This window comes from Breoghania sp., from assembly GCF_030066895.1.
In the GTDB taxonomy this organism is placed as follows: domain Bacteria; phylum Pseudomonadota; class Alphaproteobacteria; order Rhizobiales; family Stappiaceae; genus Breoghania.
This window is the reverse complement of the sequence record NZ_JASJAV010000008.1, coordinates 101,527-114,475: the sequence shown is the minus strand read 5'-3', so window position 1 is coordinate 114,475 and position 12,949 is coordinate 101,527. Positions and strand designations below refer to the sequence as shown.

At 61.9% G+C, this 12,949-nt stretch carries 13 protein-coding genes and 1 pseudogene; 6 read left to right on the top strand and 8 right to left on the bottom strand.

Annotation, left to right across the window (positions count from 1 at the left end; genetic code table 11):
- Window positions 1-89: 89 nt before the first annotated feature.
- From QNJ43_RS10605 to QNJ43_RS10595, 3 genes are all read right to left on the bottom strand, one after another.
- The gene (locus tag QNJ43_RS10605) at window positions 90-680 is read right to left on the bottom strand and encodes a sensor histidine kinase (protein WP_300469808.1); all 591 of its coding nucleotides are present in this window, start codon (window positions 678-680) and stop codon (window positions 90-92) included.
- Window positions 681-779: 99 nt separating this feature from the next.
- Window positions 780-1,136 carry a PAS domain-containing protein gene (locus QNJ43_RS10600; RefSeq protein ID WP_300469805.1) on the bottom strand — a complete coding sequence of 119 codons (357 nt, stop codon included), beginning with the start codon at window positions 1,134-1,136 and terminating at the stop codon, window positions 780-782.
- Window positions 1,137-1,391: 255 nt separating this feature from the next.
- Entirely contained in the window at window positions 1,392-1,937 is a 546-nt protein-coding gene (locus QNJ43_RS10595) for an NAD(P)H-dependent oxidoreductase (RefSeq protein WP_300469803.1), read from the bottom strand.
- Window positions 1,938-2,072: 135 nt separating this feature from the next.
- Between QNJ43_RS10595 and QNJ43_RS10590 the strand changes: the two genes are divergently transcribed.
- Window positions 2,073-2,513 (top strand): helix-turn-helix domain-containing protein, encoded by a 441-nt coding sequence (locus tag QNJ43_RS10590; RefSeq protein WP_300469800.1) that lies wholly within the window; start codon window positions 2,073-2,075, stop codon window positions 2,511-2,513.
- An 84-nt stretch (window positions 2,514-2,597) separates the two neighbouring features.
- Here QNJ43_RS10590 and QNJ43_RS10585 read toward each other — a convergent pair whose 3' ends face one another.
- Window positions 2,598-3,047 (bottom strand): PadR family transcriptional regulator, encoded by a 450-nt coding sequence (locus QNJ43_RS10585; RefSeq protein ID WP_300469797.1) that lies wholly within the window; start codon window positions 3,045-3,047, stop codon window positions 2,598-2,600.
- 997 nt (window positions 3,048-4,044) lie between these two features.
- On the opposite strand from QNJ43_RS10585, the gene QNJ43_RS10580 reads away from it, so the two are divergent.
- The 3 genes from QNJ43_RS10580 to ilvC all read left to right on the top strand — a co-directional run bounded on the left by QNJ43_RS10580 (window position 4,045) and on the right by ilvC (window position 5,748).
- Window positions 4,045-4,404: a hypothetical protein gene (locus QNJ43_RS10580; protein WP_300469795.1), complete on the top strand. Its 360-nt coding sequence runs from the start codon at window positions 4,045-4,047 to the stop codon at window positions 4,402-4,404.
- Window positions 4,374-4,649: a TetR/AcrR family transcriptional regulator C-terminal domain-containing protein gene (locus tag QNJ43_RS10575; RefSeq protein WP_346432938.1), complete on the top strand. Its 276-nt coding sequence runs from the start codon at window positions 4,374-4,376 to the stop codon at window positions 4,647-4,649. The genes QNJ43_RS10580 and QNJ43_RS10575 overlap by 31 nt, the downstream gene beginning before the upstream one ends.
- A gap of 79 nt (window positions 4,650-4,728) precedes the next feature.
- Window positions 4,729-5,748: a ketol-acid reductoisomerase gene (gene ilvC / locus QNJ43_RS10570; protein WP_300469886.1), complete on the top strand. Its 1,020-nt coding sequence runs from the start codon at window positions 4,729-4,731 to the stop codon at window positions 5,746-5,748.
- A gap of 75 nt (window positions 5,749-5,823) precedes the next feature.
- On the opposite strand, the gene QNJ43_RS10565 is transcribed toward ilvC, so the two are convergent.
- Together QNJ43_RS10565 and QNJ43_RS10560 are read right to left on the bottom strand one after the other, a co-directional pair.
- Window positions 5,824-6,150, bottom strand: coding sequence for a hypothetical protein (locus QNJ43_RS10565; protein WP_300469793.1), 327 nt, complete (start codon window positions 6,148-6,150; stop codon window positions 5,824-5,826).
- Between the two features lie 218 nt (window positions 6,151-6,368).
- Complete coding sequence (locus QNJ43_RS10560) at window positions 6,369-7,607, bottom strand: cache domain-containing protein (protein WP_300469791.1); 1,239 nt, start codon at window positions 7,605-7,607, stop codon at window positions 6,369-6,371.
- A gap of 545 nt (window positions 7,608-8,152) precedes the next feature.
- Here QNJ43_RS10560 and QNJ43_RS10555 point away from each other — a divergent pair.
- Window positions 8,153-9,067 (top strand): PhzF family phenazine biosynthesis protein, encoded by a 915-nt coding sequence (locus QNJ43_RS10555; protein WP_300469789.1) that lies wholly within the window; start codon window positions 8,153-8,155, stop codon window positions 9,065-9,067.
- 505 nt (window positions 9,068-9,572) lie between these two features.
- Window positions 9,573-11,156: pseudogene (locus tag QNJ43_RS10550) on the top strand (2-isopropylmalate synthase).
- A gap of 373 nt (window positions 11,157-11,529) precedes the next feature.
- On the opposite strand, the gene QNJ43_RS10545 reads toward QNJ43_RS10550, so the two are convergent.
- On the bottom strand, window positions 11,530-12,006 hold the full coding sequence (locus tag QNJ43_RS10545; protein WP_300469787.1) for a GIY-YIG nuclease family protein: 477 nt from the start codon (window positions 12,004-12,006) through the stop codon (window positions 11,530-11,532).
- The gene (gene miaA, locus QNJ43_RS10540) at window positions 12,003-12,935 is read right to left on the bottom strand and encodes a tRNA (adenosine(37)-N6)-dimethylallyltransferase MiaA (protein WP_300469785.1); all 933 of its coding nucleotides are present in this window, start codon (window positions 12,933-12,935) and stop codon (window positions 12,003-12,005) included. The genes QNJ43_RS10545 and miaA overlap by 4 nt, the downstream gene beginning before the upstream one ends.
- Between the last annotated feature and the right edge of the window lie 14 nt (window positions 12,936-12,949).

Below are 12,949 nucleotides of genomic sequence, written 5' to 3'. Positions count from 1 at the left end.
TTGACGAAAATTTCGCATAGAGCATCGATCACCCCGATCGCAGCGTTCAAATTGCGGATCCGCGGATCGAAAGCCGTGCGGGAAGGCAGCTACGAACGCGCCGCCCTGCGCATGGGAACGACGATGGAACAGCGCATGCCGGTCAGGGTGAAGGAGCGTTGAACTTCGCCTTCGACCTGCGTCGGCATCACCTCATCGATAATGCGCGAGCCGAAGCCGGTCGCCTCCGGCGCCTGAACGCCTTCGAGCCCGTCCTCGACCCATTCGATCTTGAGATCGCAGCCGCCCAGCGTCCATCGCACATCGAGCCGCCCCGTCGGACCGCCAAAGGCGCCGTATTTCGCCGCATTGGTCGACAATTCGTGGAAGGCCATGCCCAGCGCCTGTGCCTGGGTGGAGGTCAGCATCACGCGCGGGCCGCGCAAGGTGATGGTGCTGCGCCGCTCGTTGCGAAACGGCGTCAGCTCGCCTTCCAGCAGATCCGACAGCAGCATGCCGTCCCAACCGCCATCGACGAGAAGCTGGTGGGTGCGCGCCATCGCACCGATGCGCTGACCGAACACGGAGGTGAAATCCTCCATCGTGCGCGCATGGGCGGCCGTGCGCCGCGCAATGACGGTGATCGTAGCAAGCAGATTCTCGATGCGATGGACGAACTCGTGGGACACCGCGTCGTTCATCTACTCGGCCGCAACGTCTTCCGTCACATCCATCGCATGCTGCGCAACGCCGCAGATCTCACCGTCGTCGCCGTAGACCGGCACATTCCGGCACGTCCACTACAGTTCGCGTCTCCCGTCCTGTTCGCCGGACAGGGCAATCGGAAAGAACAGACGCTCGACAAGAGACATCTCGCCCGTCAGAGCCTGCTTCAGAGCCGCTTCCAGTGGAGCGGTCTCCTCCTCGGAGCCGGGAAACGCATCGAATATGTATCGGCCGATCAGATCTTCCCGGTTGCGTCCGGTCGTCTTCAGATAGGCCTTGTTCACGTCCCTGAAACGCAGCTCGGTGTCGAGCACCATGTAGGGTGTCGGCAGTTCATCAAAGAGCCGCCGATAGTCAATCGCCGTACTGGTACCTTCCCCACCGCGCAACAGTGGCGGAACACGTTCCGAAGAAGCCTCGCGAACAAGCATTCAATACTTGGATAAAGAAAAGCCACGCCGAAAGAACGCAAAGAAAACGCGCCTCGGGATCAACATTCGACTCAAGCCCTATCCGCGTTCTTGTGAAAGAAGTATCGGATCGGGCGACACTTGGAAAGCGGTACCCGCAGACCGTAGGACTAACGACAATGGTCGGCGAGTACGGCAGGTTCGAGGCAAGTAAAGAGGAGATCGTCTAAAGAGGAGATCGTCGCGAGCCCGCCCGCGACGGCAATGCTGCTCGACTCAGCCGACCCGGTCGATCCTGGCTGCGACGCTATCGACGAAGTTCTGCAGGAAGGCTGCCGTCTGTTCGTTGACGACATTTCCCGCCTCGTCGAACAACTCTTCCTTGTAAGAGAAATAGACTTCCGGCTGCCCCATGACGGCCATGCCGATCACGACCAGAACCTGCTTGAGCTGGGACTGGCCGACGGCGGCACCGATGGCTCCCGGCGAGGTGCCGGCGATGGCCACAGGTCTGCCGGTCCAGGAGTTCTGTCCCCAGGGACGCGTCCCCCAGTGGATCGCATTGTCGATGGCCGGAGAATAGTTGCGGTTGTATTCCGGCGTGACGAACAGAACGCCGTCGGCGCCCTCGATATCCTTCTTCAGCCGCAACACCGGTGCGGGCGGATTTTCCCACAGGTCTTCATCGTAGAGCGGCAGATCGCCGATCTCGATGAATTTGAATTCAAGCTTGCCTGCCGCCAGCTTGGCAAAGCTTTCGGCGAACTTGCGGTTCAGGGAGCCCGTACGAAGCGAGCCGACGAGCACAGCTACAGTTTTCATTGAGGAATGCCCCGTATACATTGGTAACCACCCTCCCACATGAGGGAGTTCATACCGCATCGCAAGATGGCACTTTTCCCTCCCCTAGGCACCTTGACGATACCGAGTATCGTTCGAGTTTCCGAATAAAGACCAATGAATTACGCAACGGAAGAAAAAGAACCCGCGATCACGGCGAACGGCGCAGTCACACAGATAGCGCCCGCTTCTTCGCAAGCGCACAAGCCGAGACAATGCGCCCGCGCCAACGAGGTGATCTCGCTGGTCGGCGACAAATGGAGCGTTCACATCGTCATGCTGCTGGGCAAGGGATGCCAAAGATTCATGGAGATCAAGCGCGCCATTGACGGCATTTCCCAGAAGATGCTGACCGCGACGCTTCGCGGTCTGGAACGCGACGGCTACGTGACCCGCACCGTCTATCCGACCATTCCGCCCAAGGTGAAATACGACCTCACCGATCTGGGACGGGACCTGCTGGTTCCCTTGCGCGCGCTCGGCACCTGGGCCCTGGAAAACCACGACCGGGTGGCCGCGTCCAGAACCGCCTACGACGCACGGCAAAAGCCGGAATAAGCCGGATATCGGGGGCGCAGGTCCCGCCGGACACTTTGTCAGAGATCTCCAAAAGCCCCCGGCGGGCCGGCGCGTTCAAGATCGTCACAGCCGTTCGATCTTACCCGCAACCTCGTCGATCAGCGCGACCGCGGCCTGAAGCTTTTCTTCTTCCATCCCCGCGGTGAGCCTGTTCTGCAGCACGGCGCGCAGATTGTGCATGGCCCGGCGTACGGGTACCACGTCGGTGCGCTCCTGTTCTTGCGAAACCGCATCCAGCCGCTTGAAAAGTGCCTCGATCGCTTCGCTCTGCTTTTCCAGATGCTCGATGCCCTTCGGGGTCGTGGCGAAGAGCTTGCGGGCGCCCTCGCTCGCCGTCTCCGTGATCAGATCCATGTCGGTCAGCAGCGTTAGCGTCGGGTAGACGACGCCGGGGCTCGGCGCATAGGCACCGCTCGTGCGCTCTTCGATGACACGGATCAGATCGTAGCCGTGGCGGGGCGTCTCCGCGATGAGCTTCAGCAGAACCAGCCGCAGCTCACCGCCGTCGAACATCCGCCGACGCCCGCGTCCACCGTGTCCGCGCCCGCCTCGGCCGTGACCACCACCGGAACCCTCACCGCAACTCCCGTCACGACGCCTGCCTCTGTGTCCATATTCTTTCATTTAATATACTACAAAACATGTTTTGATAGTTATAAGATAAATCTTATTACTATCGAATTGCAAGAGCCGACCGCATGAATTTTGCGTCGATGAGCGCGGCCCACCGAAGAGGCGCATCAAACAGGCCCAGACGAGGATACGAGAAACACCCCTCCCCCCGAATGTCATCCCCGCGCAGGTGGGGATTCAGTAACCACCAGGTTTTGCGGATCGAATGAAATGTCAGCGTTCACAGAGTGCTGGATCCCCACCTCCGCGGGGATGACATTCGGGGGGTAAAACGTGCCCGAAGCCAGGGCCCATCTTGTGTGCGCCCTCTCCCTTGTCCGTGCCTCTCTCCTTAACCTTGGAACTCTCCCGTTTATCCCCGAAGACGTTAGGGGACCGACTGCCTCAATGTTCCCATGCGCCCAATCCCCTCGCTCTATTGCATGCCCGGCATCTAGCTCCCGCATGACACTTCTTGCGAGCGGCACCCGCACCTCACCTTTGCGCTGCATGTCCTCACCTCCCACGCCGCCAGTTGCCTCTCCTCTCAACCGACCTCCCCAAAACCACCTCTCTTGCCTTCCCTCTTCCGTCATCACCGCCCACCAAATCCAATCTCGCCTGCCACCTCCTCACTCCCCTTCTCCCTCAGCAAGCTTCCCTTCCTTCGCCAATCCACCCTCCCACAGCCCTTGAATTGCCCTTGCGGCATCTTCGCGCGGATACGCCGCTTGACAACATTGCGCATTGGCGTCATGTCCCAGAACCGTACGGTACGGTTCGGTTTTTGGGAGGGGCTTTTCGGCATGTTCAAAGCGCCATATCCGATACGCACCGCACCCGAATTCGAGCCGGACCGCCAGAGAGCCCGGCCGTATCAATGGCCTTGGGAAGTGCCATGCCACGCGCCACCACTCCGGCCGCAGATGACAGCGGCTTCACACCGCGCCAGGCGGTGGGGCTCGCACGCGCAGCCAATTGCTCCAAGGAATCCCTCTACAAATGGTCCGGCGACCGCGACGGTCTGCTGGAAACCGTGGTGACCTTTCAGGCCTCCAAGGTGCGCCCGTTGGGCGCCGGCGAAAGCGCGCTCGATGCCGCAAGCTATCGCCGCCGTCTCGTCACCTTCGCCCATGAGCTTCTCTCGGTTCTGGCCGGAGACGTGTCGCTGGCGCTGAACCGCCTCGCCATGGCCAGGCCTCGCACCCGGAATCGCCGCTCGGCCGGCTGCTGGTCGAGCGCAGCAAGCATTCGGTAACCGCGCGCGGCCGTGCGCTGCTGGTGGCCGGTCCGCGCCAGCGCCATCTCGAGTTTCCCGACGCCGTAGCCGCCTACTCCACCTTCTATGGCCTGATCATGCGCGATGTTCACGTCCGCCTGCTGCTCGGCGATGCGCTTGAGCAGGGCGAGGAGGATTTCGCCGTTCAGGCCAAAACGGCCGTCAACCGGTTCTACCGCCTCTACGGAACCGAGCGTTCCGTGGAGGTTCTATCGCCCTCTTGAAACTACCGACACACTCCACACGCGCCCGGGTCGCGGCGGCTACAAAACTGAATAAAACTAACGTTTTGAAGGAGAAGACATACGCGTTTATTACGATCAGGATGCCGATCTCAACCTCATCAAGGAAAAGAAGGTCGCCATCATCGGTTACGGTTCCCAGGGTCGCGCCCACGCGCTGAACCTGAAGGATTCCGGCGTCAAGGAAGTTGCCGTTGCGCTGCGCGCCGGTTCCTCCTCCGCCAAGAAGACCGAAGCCTACGACTTCACGGTCAAAAGCGTTGCTGAGGCCGCCGGCTGGGCCAACCTGATGATGGTCGCCACCCCGGACGAGCTTCAGGCCGACATCTACAAGGAGCACATCGCCCCGAACATTCGCGACGGTGCCGTCCTTGCTTTCGCCCACGGCCTGAGCATCCATTTCGGCCTGATCGAGCCGAAGTCGACCGTCGACATGATCATGATCGCCCCGAAGGGCCCGGGCCACACTGTGCGCTCCGAGTATGTGCGCGGCGGCGGTATGCCGAAACTGGTTGCTGTGGCGCAGGACGCCTCTGGCAACGCGCATGACATCGCCATCGCCTATGCGGCGAGCCTCGGCGCCGATCGCGCCGGCATCATCGAGATCACCTTCCGCGAAGAGTGCGAGACCGACCTCTTCGGCGAGCAGGCTGTTCTGTGCGGCGGCCTGGTCGAGCTTATCCGCGCCAGTTTCGAGACGCTGGTCGAGGCCGGTTATGCGCCGGAAATGGCCTTCTTCGAGTGCCAGCACGAGATGAAGCTGATCGTCGACCTCATCTACGAGGGCGGCATCGCCAACATAAACTACTCGATCTCCAACACCGCTGAGTGGGGCGAGTACAAGTCCGGCCCGCGCGTCATCGGCGACGAGAGCAAGGCCGCGATGAAGAAGGTTCTCAAGGAGATCCAGTTCGGCCAGTTCACCTCCGAGTGGATGCAGGAATGCAAGGCCGGTCAGGCCCACTTCAAGGCCACCCGTCGCAACAATGACACTCACCAGATCGAGCAGGTCGGCGAGAAGCTGCGCGGCATGATGCCCTGGATCAAGCAGGGCGCCCTGGTCGACAAGTCGAAGAACTAAGACAGCAAACCTCGAACCGTCAGGTTCGCCAGCAAAAAAATCAATCCCCGCCCGGACATTCCGGGCGGGGCTTTGTTATTTCAGGAACCGCGCGATTTCTTCGCGGAACGTCGCCGACTTTGCCGCCGCATCTCCGCTCGCGGTGAGCATCGAGGCCGCCGACTTGTTGGTCTCGTGCACCGCCTCATCAAGTGAACCGATATTGCGCACGACCGTCTGGGTCAACTCGGCCGCGTTCTGGATGTTCCGGCTGATTTCCACCGTCGCGACACCCTGCTGCTCCACTGCGGCGGCAATCGCGGAGGTATAGCCGTTTACCTCATCCATGGTGCCCGTGATCGTGCCGATCGCATCCACGGTTTCTTCCGTCGCCTTTGAGGTCTGGGTGGCCAGTTCCTCCACTTCCGCCGCAACACCGCAAAGCCCCGTCCGACCTCGCCTGCGCGCGCCGCTTCGATCGTCGCATTGAGCGCAAGCAGGTTCGTCTGCTCCGCGATATCACGGATGAGCGAGACCACGTCGCCAATCCTTTGGGCCGAAAGCGCCAGACTGGTCACCTTCTCGTTGCTCGACTGCGCCGCGCTGTTGGCCTGAGCGACGATTTCCGTGGTGCACACGACCTAGTTGGAGATTTCCGAGATCGAGGACGACAGCTCTTCGGCTGCCGAAGCCACGGTCTGCACATTCCCCGCAGCTTCACCGGAAACCTCCGCCGCCCCGCTTACCTGTTCCGCGCTCGATGCGGCAACGCTTTCGAGACCTGTTGCCATCGACTGAAGGCTGCTGTTGCTCTCCTCGACGGAGGAAAGCAGCTCCTGCGAGGTGGCGCGGAACGTCTCGATGAGTTGCTCGATGCCTTCCTGACGCGCCTCCCGCGCCTTCTGGCTATGGCTTTGTTCCGCCTCCAGCCGTTCCCGATCGATCGCGTTGACACGGAAGATATCGACCGCACAGGCCATGTCGCCGATCTCATCGGCGCGCTTCGTGCCCTGCACCTCGATATCGCGTTCTCCGCCCACAAGAGCGACGATCTCGCCAGCCACGCCCTTCAACGGACGCAGCACCGAGCGGTTGGCGAAATAGAGGATCAATCCCGCGACCGCGAAAAGCAGCACGCTCAGCGCGATACCGGTGACCTTCGCGGTGAGGGCAATGGCGTGATAGGCGGACTGATCGTTGGCGAGAAGAGCGACCGCGATTGGCTTGCCCGAATAATCGTTCAGCGAAAAGCGAATGATCAGGAAGTCGCCGCTCTCGACGCTGCTTCCCTCACCCGTCAGTTCACCCATCAGCGTCTTGGGGGCAACCGTCTTCGGTAAGGTCGAGCCGATGACGTCATACCCGCCCGTCGACGGGCGAAGAACAGCCAACCGGTATCCGCTCTCCTTGGTGAAGGACGCGACGAATTTCTCGTGAAAGCCGAGGTCGAATTCCACCGAACCGATATGCTTGCCGTCCTTTAACACCGGCACCACACCGCGGTTGCCGATCCCCGCGACGCCCTTTTCCAGCCCCCAGACAGGCTTGGCCGCCTCGTTGATCTTGACCACGGTCTTGCGGAAGCCCAAGAGGTCGTCGCCTGACTTCTCCACCTTGTGCACCCGCAGGAACGAGGTCGCGGGGGGGGGAAGATGGAACTCGAACTGGCGAACGCCGAAGTTTGTCTTCAAATCCGAGAATGAAGCCGCGAATTCGCGCGCGAGACCGTCCCGGTCTCCGGCGGCGAATTTCTCCTGCACCCCGGCATCCCCGGCAACGAGGCTCGCCAGCATCAACGCCTGGCGGCTTTCTGATGCGATCGTCGCCTTCAACTGTTGCTCGGCGCCAACGACCTCTCGCGTGAGCACGGTTTCGGCCATATGACCGGACACCCACTGAGTGACCCCGAAAATCGCAACAGATGCAAGTATCGACAACCCCATGATAACAAGACTCAATTTGGCTCGGATCGTTTTCATCGCCATTTCCTCACATGCAGGACGGATCTCACTCTATCAGTTATTATATCTATGGAAATTTTAACGTTAAAATATGTAGGTTTACTTAAGGGAATGAATCGCCCAACTGCGACCTCTTAGCATCCGACAACAGTCACACCTCGACCCAACGCTCGTTGAGAGCGCGCCACCGGGTTTACGTAAAATTAAGGATAAGGGACGGAAGCGACCGAAACGCGAAGCGCTTCAAAAAGAACGCTTTTTCCCGGGATTTTCGGAGAAAATCCAACTGTTCCGCAGCACTCTTCGGCGAAGCTCGCCGAATTGACGTGACGCCTGCGACGAATTCCGACCCCGGGAAAAGATATTTTATTGGCCGCGCTACCCCGCTTTCAGGTATTGGAGGGCGTTAAGGGAGTCTCCCCCACGCCGATCCGAATGCCAACCTGAAGCCGGGAACAAGCCTGATGTCGCGACCCTACGCTATCCTCGACGTCTTCACCAACCAGGCACTTGCGGGCAATCCGCTGGCAGTCGTGTTGGAGGCCGACAGGCTGGACGACGCGGCGATGCAGAAGATCGCGGCGGAATTCAATCTGTCGGAAACGGTCTTCGTCTTCTCGGCCAGAAACCCGGCCCACTCCGCCAGCATCCGGATCTTCACCCCCGCACGCGAGTTGCCCTTCGCCGGGCATCCCACCGTCGGCACGGCCATCCTGCTGGCGAGCGATCGCTTTGGCGAGGTGGAGAAGGCGCAGGACGCCATGGTGGTGCTGGAGGAAAAGGTCGGCCCCGTGCGCTGCGGCGTGAAGCTGACGCCGAAGGCCGCCGGGTTCGCGGAATTCGACGCCCCGCGCATCTCCAAACCGGTCGGCATCAGCCTGGGCGACAAGGCGGAAGTCGCGACCGCTCTCAACCTCAACTCAGTCGATATCGGCTTTGAGAACCATCATCCCTCGACATTCGAGGCCGGAGTCCCCTTCGCCTTCGTGCCCATCGGCGGGCTCGATGCGCTGGCCCGCGCCAGACCGAACCTCGCCGCCTGGGTGGATGCGCTCGGCGACGGCGACCACAACAACGCCTTCCTCTACTGCCGCGACACCCGCAATCACCGCACCACCTTCCGCGCCCGCATGTTCGCCCCCGAAATGGGCATCACCGAAGACCCGGCCACCGGCTCTGCCGCAGCCGCGTTTGCAGGCGTGATCCGCACCTTCGACAAGCCCACCGACGGCACCCATTTCATCCGCGTGGAACAGGGCTTCGAAATGGGCCGCCCCTCGCTGATCGATCTCGAGATCGATATCGAAGGCAACGAACTGGGCGCCATCCGCATCGGCGGTCAGGCCGTGATCGTCGCGCGCGGGGAACTTTTCGTCTGATCGAGGCACCTACCCCCGAGTTCCACGGGCGCATGCCGTCGCACGACCTTACGCTGCGTTTTCTTTTCACTTGAAACGGGCCTCCCTCGCCCATCGCACACAAAGGCGCTTGCGCGAGCGATCGCAATCACCTAAACACCTTGTTTAATGGTTCGATAACGGGTCGCGGCCACACTGGTCGGACAGGACTTGAATCGGCGGCTTTTTGCCGGAACATCGGACAGCAAAGCGGAGATTGACGGGACCCATGATCGCCCGCCGCGAAATTACGGCACTTGTGATCGACGCGCGGCTGCGCGGCGGACCCTCTCTCATTGCCCTTCTTTCCCTTTCGCTTCTCGGCGCGCTCCTCCTTATCTGCTCCTGAGCGTCGACTGCTCCTTGATTTGAAGGGCGGGCACTCAGGGGATTGCAGATACCGAGCCAATAGCCCGAACGAACGGTTATACCCGGCCCCCATTGAGACAAAGAAGGCCGGAGCGAGGAAACCGAAGGATACCCCGCCATGATTACCGACACTGTCGCAGGCAATGAACCCGCGCAGACTGCCCCGGACGCCGAACACGTACGGATCTTCGACACGACCTTGCGTGACGGCGAGCAATTGCCCGGCGCATCGATGACCTTCAACGAAAGACTGCAGGTCGCGGAGCTCCTGGACGCGATGGGCGTCGACATCATCGAAGCCGGTCTCCCGGTCGCCTCGAACGGCGACTTCGAGAGCGTTCAGGAAATCGCCCGGCGCTCCAAGAACTCGGTCGTCGCCAGTCTGTCGTGCGCTGCCTTCAAGGATATTGATCTCTGCGACGAGGCGGTGAAACCGGCCGCGCAGCCGCGCATTCACACCTTCATCTCCACCTCCCCAATCCACATGAAGTACAAGCTGCAACTGGAGCCGGAAGAGGTTCTGCAGCACGTCTACGACAGCGTCGCCCGCACCCGCAACTGGGTCGATGACGTGGAATGGAACGCGGAGGACGGCACCCGCACCGAATTCGAGTTCCTGTGCCGCTACGTGGAGGCCACGATCAAGGCCGGCGCCAGCACCATCAACATTCCCGACACGGTCGGCTACACCACGCCGCTGGAATACAAGGACCTGTTCGAGCGCGTACGCGCGACGGTTCCCAATTCCGATCAGGCGATCTTCTCCGTCCACTGCCATGACGATCTGGGCTTGGCAGTCGCCAACTCGCTGGCCGGTGTTGCCGGGGGCGCGCGGCAGATCGAATGCACCATCAACGGGCTGGGCGAGTGAGCCGGCAACGCGGCGCTGGAGGAGATCGTCATGGCGATCCGCACCCGCCACGACGTGCTGCCCTACACGACCTCCATCGATTCCCACTATCTGATGCGGGCCTCCAAACTGGTCTCGGCCGTCTCCAACTTCCCCGTGCAGTACAACAAGGCGATCGTCGGCAGGAACGCCTTCGCGCATGAGTCCGGCATCCACCAGGACGGCATGCTGAAGAACGCAGAGACCTACGAGATCATGAAGCCCGAGGACGTCGGCGTGAAGGCAACCTCGCTGGTCATGGGCAAGCATTCCGGCCGCCATGCCTTCCGCGAGAAGCTGGCCGAAACTGGGCTTCGAGCTGGGCGACAACGCGTTTACCGACGCCTTCCGCCGGTTCAAGGATCTCGCCGACCGCAAGAAGAACGTCTACGACTAGGACATCGCCGCTCTGGTCGAGGATGAAATCTCCACCCGGGGCGAGGAGATGGCCAAGGTGATCGCACTGACAGTCATCGCGGGCACCGGCGGGCCGCAGAAGGCGATCATCACCATGGATATCGACGGCCAGCACATCACAAAGAAAGCCAACGGCGACGGACTGGTGGACGCCACCTTCAAGGCGATCCGCACCTTCGTGCCGCATGAGGCGCATCCGGCGCTCTACCAGGTGAGTGCGGTCGATGCACAGGCGGAGGTTTCCGTCCGTCTCGAGGCGGGCGCATCGCCACCGGCAAGGGCGCGGATACCGACACGCTCGTCGCCTCCGCACGCGCCTATGTCTCGGCCATGAACCGGCTCGCGCTGCGCATGAAGTCCTCCAACCCGCAAGGCGGCGCGCTCAAGGCGAGCTGAGCGGGAAGGCAAATGAGAATTGGAAAGGGCCGGTCTCGCACCGGCCCTTTTTCTTTGGGGCGGAGAGAGAAGGGAAGAGGATGGGAGCGGCTGCGCCGCACTGATTTCTGGATTCCGGATCAGCGCTCGGCTTCGCCGCACTTGTCCAGAAAGAGGAGCAATTTGCCGCAGCTTCTCACGCTGGATTCCGGGTCTGGCCATGCCGCTTCGCGGCAGATCGCCCGGAATGAGGAGCAAGCGGGGAGTTGTTAAGCAGACGTGACTGATGTGCGAGCAGCATCCGGTTTCCAAGTCGGCGTGTGCTTACAACTCAGCCCCCTCCCTCATTCCGGACAAGTGAGGCAAAGCCGAGCGCTGATCCGGAATCCAGAAATCAGTGCGGCGCAGCCGCTCCGCTTCCACTTCCCTTCCCATCACGCCCCCACATCAACAGATGCGCGGGACACGTCGCACAATCGCTGCTGCCGAACCCCGGCACGGGCACCGTGAACTCCACCGCCAGCAGCCCCCCCACCAGATCGCACTCACTCAGACCTTGGAAAGCTGCCGCCCGCACTTCGCTTGCGGCAACGGTCAGCCGGTCCACATGCCAGCGCAGGCGTTTCTCGTGCCGCAAATGCCGCGAGACCCGCGCCCGCACGCCTCCCGGCCCATGCGCGCTACCGCAATAGGCGTACCAGCCACGCGCAAAAACCGGATTGCCGAGCCCCGGCATATCCAGCGCCAGCCGCTTCCCGAAACGGATCAGCACCACGTAGGATCCCGGCGTTTCCGGCAATCGCGCAGCGGTGCGCTCCGACACCCAGCGCGCATCGGCAATGCATCCACGAAGCGGCGCCGGAATGCTCATTGCTCCGCATTCTCCAGCATCGCGGCTAGACTCTCCACGGTCTCGTCGATCTCCTCCGGCCGGGTTCGTGGCCAGTCGACCATCTGGTTGCGGAACCACGTTTCCTGTCGCTTGGCATAGCGCCGCGTATCGGTCTTCGCCCGTTCGATCGCCTCGCGGAGATCGCGCGCACCCGTGGCGGCCTCGGCCAGCGGCCGCACGCCGATCGCCTTCATCACGGGCGTGGAGGGATCGATGTTCATCTCGACCAACGCGTGGGCTTCCTCAAGCCCGCCATTGTCCACCATCGCCTCAAAGCGCTGGTTGATCCGCGCATGCAGCCAGGCCCGATCCGGGGCGATGACCAGTCGAGGCGCAGCCGGCCCAACCACCGTCTTCCCCTTCTCCGCCTGCCAATCGCTGAGCGAGCGCCCCGTCGTCTCGATCACCTCGATCGCGCGCAGAATGCGCTGGATATCGGCAGGCTCCAGCGCCGCTGCCATGACAGGGTCGCGCGCGGCGAGATCCGCGTGAAGCCCCTCGCCGCCCTCACACTCCACCAAGCCCCGCCAATGGGCGCGCACCGCCTCATCCACCGGCGGCACCGGGGAGAGACCTTGCGCAAGCGCCATGAAATAAAGCCCGGTCCCACCGGTAACGATGGCCGGCACGTTCCGCTCTGCCAGCTCGTCCAGAACGTGCTCCGCCTCGTCGCGCCACCGGCCCACCGAATAGGGCTCGTCTGCCGCAACGTGACCGTAAAGCCGGTGTTCTGCTTGCCGCTCCTCCTCCACGCTCGGGCGTGCGGAAAGAATGCGCAGATCGCGGTAGATCTGCATGCTGTCGGCATTGACGACGGCACCGCCCACAGCCTGGGCCAATTTCAAGGCCAAAGCCGACTTGCCGCTCGCCGTCGGACCAGCTATCAGAACGGCACGCCTGCGGCCCATTCTCTCACCCGGAT

What these genes read in the sequence shown, in the direction of transcription:
- QNJ43_RS10605 (WP_300469808.1), bottom strand. Translation starts at nt 680, where the DNA reads ATGAACGACGCGGTGTCCCACGAGTTCGTCCATCGCATCGAGAATCTG.
- QNJ43_RS10600 (WP_300469805.1), bottom strand. Translation starts at nt 1,136, where the DNA reads ATGCTTGTTCGCGAGGCTTCTTCGGAACGTGTTCCGCCACTGTTGCGC.
- QNJ43_RS10595 (WP_300469803.1), bottom strand. Translation starts at nt 1,937, where the DNA reads ATGAAAACTGTAGCTGTGCTCGTCGGCTCGCTTCGTACGGGCTCCCTG.
- QNJ43_RS10590 (WP_300469800.1), top strand. Translation starts at nt 2,073, where the DNA reads ATGAATTACGCAACGGAAGAAAAAGAACCCGCGATCACGGCGAACGGC.
- QNJ43_RS10585 (WP_300469797.1), bottom strand. Translation starts at nt 3,047, where the DNA reads ATGTTCGACGGCGGTGAGCTGCGGCTGGTTCTGCTGAAGCTCATCGCG.
- QNJ43_RS10580 (WP_300469795.1), top strand. Translation starts at nt 4,045, where the DNA reads ATGCCACGCGCCACCACTCCGGCCGCAGATGACAGCGGCTTCACACCG.
- QNJ43_RS10560 (WP_300469791.1), bottom strand. Translation starts at nt 7,607, where the DNA reads ATGGCCGAAACCGTGCTCACGCGAGAGGTCGTTGGCGCCGAGCAACAG.
- QNJ43_RS10555 (WP_300469789.1), top strand. Translation starts at nt 8,153, where the DNA reads ATGTCGCGACCCTACGCTATCCTCGACGTCTTCACCAACCAGGCACTT.
- QNJ43_RS10545 (WP_300469787.1), bottom strand. Translation starts at nt 12,006, where the DNA reads ATGAGCATTCCGGCGCCGCTTCGTGGATGCATTGCCGATGCGCGCTGG.
- miaA (WP_300469785.1), bottom strand. Translation starts at nt 12,935, where the DNA reads ATGGGCCGCAGGCGTGCCGTTCTGATAGCTGGTCCGACGGCGAGCGGC.